Source organism: Pseudomonas sp. WS 5011 (genome assembly GCF_012985775.1).
In the GTDB taxonomy this organism is placed as follows: domain Bacteria; phylum Pseudomonadota; class Gammaproteobacteria; order Pseudomonadales; family Pseudomonadaceae; genus Aquipseudomonas; species Aquipseudomonas peli.
The window spans coordinates 1-3,742 of the sequence record NZ_JAAQXA010000054.1 but is presented as its reverse complement, the minus strand read 5'-3'; the positions used below and the strand labels follow the sequence as shown (position 1 = coordinate 3,742).

The following is a 3,742-nucleotide window of genomic DNA, read 5'->3' as shown; positions in this document are numbered from 1 at the left end:
TTCGCCGATCTGCACGCTGCAAACAAAAGCCAGTTGGCCGAACAAGCACTGCACGCGATGGGCAGCCTGTACGAAATCGAACGGCAAGCACGGGACATGAGCGATGAAGAACGCTGGCGAATACGACAGGAAAAGGCCTCACCGATCCTCGATACACTGCATGACTGGATGCTGGCCCAGCGTGATCTTGTGCCCAACGGATCGGCCACGGCGAAAGCCTTGGATTACAGCCTTAAACGCTGGGTAGCGCTGACGCGCTACCTGGAAGATGGAACTGTGCCCATAGACAACAACCAGGTCGAAAACCAGATCCGGCCCTGGGCACTGGGGCGCTCGAACTGGTTGTTTGCCGGGTCGCTACGCAGCGGCAAACGCGCGGCGGCGATCATGAGCCTTATCCAGTCGGCCCGCATGAACGGGCATGATCCGTATGCCTATCTCAAGGACGTGCTGACACGCCTGCCGACGCAGCGGGCGAGTGAGGTCGGCCAACTGCTGCCGCATCAGTGGGCGCCTGCCTGAATCACGCAAGGTGAGTTCGGCGGACGCTTACCCTGCTGGTACAGCTCGGCCGTATTGGACAGGCCGCCACCGAGCACGATGACGTGGGGATCAATCAGGTTGATTACTGACGCCAAGCCGCGTGCCAACTGATCGCAGTAGCGGCTCAACGCCTGTTGCGCTGCGGGGTTGCCGCTTTGGGCTGCCGGCACAATGGCGTTCGCTTCAAGGCCCAGCTCACTGCGTGCCGCCCAACCCGGGCCGCTGAGAAAGGTTTCAATGCAATCGTCCAGACCGCAATAGCAGCGTCGCGCCGGGCCGTCTTCGGCACGCCGCCAGGGCAGGGGGTTGTGTCCCCATTCGCCGGTAATCGCATTCGGGCCGCCGAGCAGTTGCTGGCGCACGACCAGGCCGCCGCCCACTCCCGTGCCGAGAATTACCCCGAACACGCTGGGAGCGCCTGCCCCAGCGCCATCGCAGGCTTCGGAAAGAGTAAAGCAGTCCGCGTCGTTGGCCAGGCGCACCGGGCGCTGCAGGCGCTGTTCGAGGTCGGCCTGCAGGTCCTGGCCGATCAGGCACTGCGAGTTGGCATTCTTGATGCGCCCGTGGTCTGGTGAGCGAGTGCCGGGGATGCCAACGCCTAGGCTGCCTTGCTGGCCCAGTTCACGCTCGCAATCTTCAACTAAGCTGGCAATCAGACCAACGGTTTTCTGGTAGTCACCCTGAGGTGTCGGGGCGCGGCGGCGTATGACAGGCTGGCCGCCTTGCAAGGCGATAATCTCGGTTTTAGTACCACCCAGATCAATGCCCAGTTTCAGTGATGTGCGCATCATTAACCTTAAGTTACAGAGGTTGGGGTCGATAAGAGGTATACATGACGCCCTGCTCGGTCGTTATTTTGTGACATTTATCACATTAATCTGCCCGTATTTACCCGGTTGATGCAAATGCCACAGGTCGAGCAGCAAGGGACACACAAGCCGCCGTTTGAGACGCTAAACGACTGTTTTGTAACCTTACACGACAATAATTAGAACTGGAGACGTCCTGTGAAGACCGTGTTGTATCCGGCCATCGCGCTAATGAATCGCCTCAGCTTCGGCATGAAGTTCAGTCTGATCAGTGTTCTGTTCTTTCTGCCCATGCTGGTCACCAACTTCTATTTGGTGCGCGACTCCTATATGCAGTTCGTCAGTACCCAGGCGGCGCTCGAGAGCATTGATCTGCTCGATGAGAGCCTGACGTTGCGGCGTAATCTTGAGGACTTCGTCGACCTCACCGAAATCAACGCAATGATCGGTCAGTCGGGCCAAGCGGGTGATCTAGAAGCGCGACTGGTCAAGCTGCAAGGCAGCATCGGTGAGGCGTTGCAGGGCATGGCGGCGGTGGTACGCGAGCCTGAGCAGATTGAGGAATTCAACAACAAGCGTGATCAGTTGATTGCCGAGTTAGGCGCAGTGCAGGCCGAGACGTCGCTGCAGGGCAAAATTGCCCTTGCTGAAAAACTGCTGGGCAGCTCCCAGGTATTTATCAAGTTGGTCGCCGCCCAAGCCGGCTTGAGCCAGGATCGCCAGGGTTCTGTGCGGCAGATGATTGAGCTGGTGTCCGTGGACACGCCCAAGGTTACGGCGGTGCTGAGCGAAGGGCGCGCGGTCGGTGCTTATTCCCTGGCTCAAGGCTTTCTCAATTCCTCTGCCAGCACCACGTTTGACGAGCTGTTGCTGGAGCTGGAAAAGCTGCATGCCGAGTACGGCTTGAACCTGCAGGCTTCACTCAACAGCAGCGCGCAGGCCCGCACAGAGCTCGCCAGCCAAGCCGCCAGCAGCCTGGAGACCCTGAAAACCACTGCGGTGTTGTTTGAAGACAAGGTGGTGATTGCCGATTCGCTGGACACGCCATGGGCGCAGTTCTATGCCGATGTCAGCGGTGCCATGGATCAAACCTACCAGCTCAATCATGCGGTGCTGGCGTTCCTCGATAAACAGCTGCAAGTCCGTCTGGAAGAAAACCGTACGCACATGGTGTTGCTGGTCGCGGCCCTGATGGTGGTGTTCCTGCTGATCGTCTACCTGTACAGCGGTTTTTATGTGTCGATCCGCACCACGCTGAAAAAGCTTGGTCAGGTGATGAACCAGGTGGCCGCAGGCGATATGACTGTCAGCTTCAAGGCGCAGAGCCAGGATGAGTTGGGCGAGCTGGGCCAGGTATTTAATGAGACGGTCAGCAAGATCCATCAGCTGATCGAGCGGGTTGGTCAGACCGTGGTTGAGGTTGAGCGCCAGGCGGACCGCGTGCAGCAGGTCTCCGGCGAAAGTAACCAGGCGGTAGCTGGCCAGCGCGGCCAGATTGATCTGATCGCCACTGCGATGAATGAGATGTCGGCCACTGCCCAGGAAGTGGCGCACAGTGCTGCCGCTGCAGTGGGTAGCGCCCAGAGCGTCAACGATGAAACGGTCAGCGGTCGAGCGCTGGTCGAGTCGCAAGTCGGCAGCATCCAGCGATTGGCGGGTGAAATCGATCAATCCGTGGGGGTGATCAATAAGCTGGCCAGCGACAGTGCGTCGATCAGCCAGGTGTTGGATGTGATCAAAGGCATTGCCGAGCAAACCAACTTGCTGGCGCTCAACGCGGCCATCGAGGCAGCGCGAGCGGGTGAACAAGGTCGCGGCTTTGCTGTGGTGGCGGATGAGGTGCGTAACCTGGCCAAGCGTACGCAGCAGTCCACCGAAGAAATCGAGTCGATGATCGCCAAGCTGCAAAGTGGCGTCGGTGCTGCGGTCAAGGCCATGAGTGCGAGCCACAAGATGGCTGATACTACCGTCAATGAGTCGGGCAAAGTGCAGCAGGCGCTGGAAAATATCCTCGGTGCGGTTGGCATGATCGTCGACCAGAACCAGCAGATCGCCACCGCTGCCGAAGAGCAGACCGCCGTCGCGCAGGATATCGACCAGAACATTGTCGAGATCAGCCAGGCCGGTGAGCGTACTGCCGAGGGTGCCAGCCAAACTGAACAGGCCAGCCGCGAGCTGTCCGGGCTGGTGGCGCGCTTGAAACAGTTGATTGGTGCATTCCGCGTCTGATCAGCAACTCGCTTGGAAAAAGCCCGCCACCTTGGCGAGCCGTTCGCTTAATCTGTTGAAAACCTAAGGCCCGGTGAAGTACAGGATATCCTCGTATTTCACTGGGCCTTTGGCTAATCCAAGGCGCATAGCCGGTGTTTTCTTGTCCTTACCGCCCTTCA

The 3,742-nt window shown here is 59.0% G+C and carries 3 protein-coding genes; 2 read left to right on the top strand and 1 reads right to left on the bottom strand.

The window, feature by feature from the left end; genetic code table 11:
- Positions 1-522, top strand: a 522-nt coding sequence (locus HBN63_RS21360) for a transposase (RefSeq protein ID WP_170050814.1), incomplete at its 5' end; no start/stop codon positions are given.
- Here HBN63_RS21360 and HBN63_RS21355 read toward each other — a convergent pair.
- Positions 504-1,331 (bottom strand): ROK family protein, encoded by an 828-nt coding sequence (locus HBN63_RS21355; RefSeq protein ID WP_170050813.1) that lies wholly within the window; start codon positions 1,329-1,331, stop codon positions 504-506. The genes HBN63_RS21360 and HBN63_RS21355 overlap by 19 nt on opposite strands.
- Before the next feature lie 219 nt (positions 1,332-1,550).
- Here HBN63_RS21355 and HBN63_RS21350 point away from each other — a divergent pair, with 219 nt between their 5' ends.
- Positions 1,551-3,581 carry a methyl-accepting chemotaxis protein gene (locus HBN63_RS21350; RefSeq protein WP_170050812.1) on the top strand — a complete coding sequence of 677 codons (2,031 nt, stop codon included), beginning with the start codon at positions 1,551-1,553 and terminating at the stop codon, positions 3,579-3,581.
- Positions 3,582-3,742: the final 161 nt, after the last annotated feature.

Coding starts and splice junctions, on each gene's coding strand:
- HBN63_RS21355 (WP_170050813.1), bottom strand. CDS start 1,331: ATGCGCACATCACTGAAACTGGGCATTGATCTGGGTGGTACTAAAACC.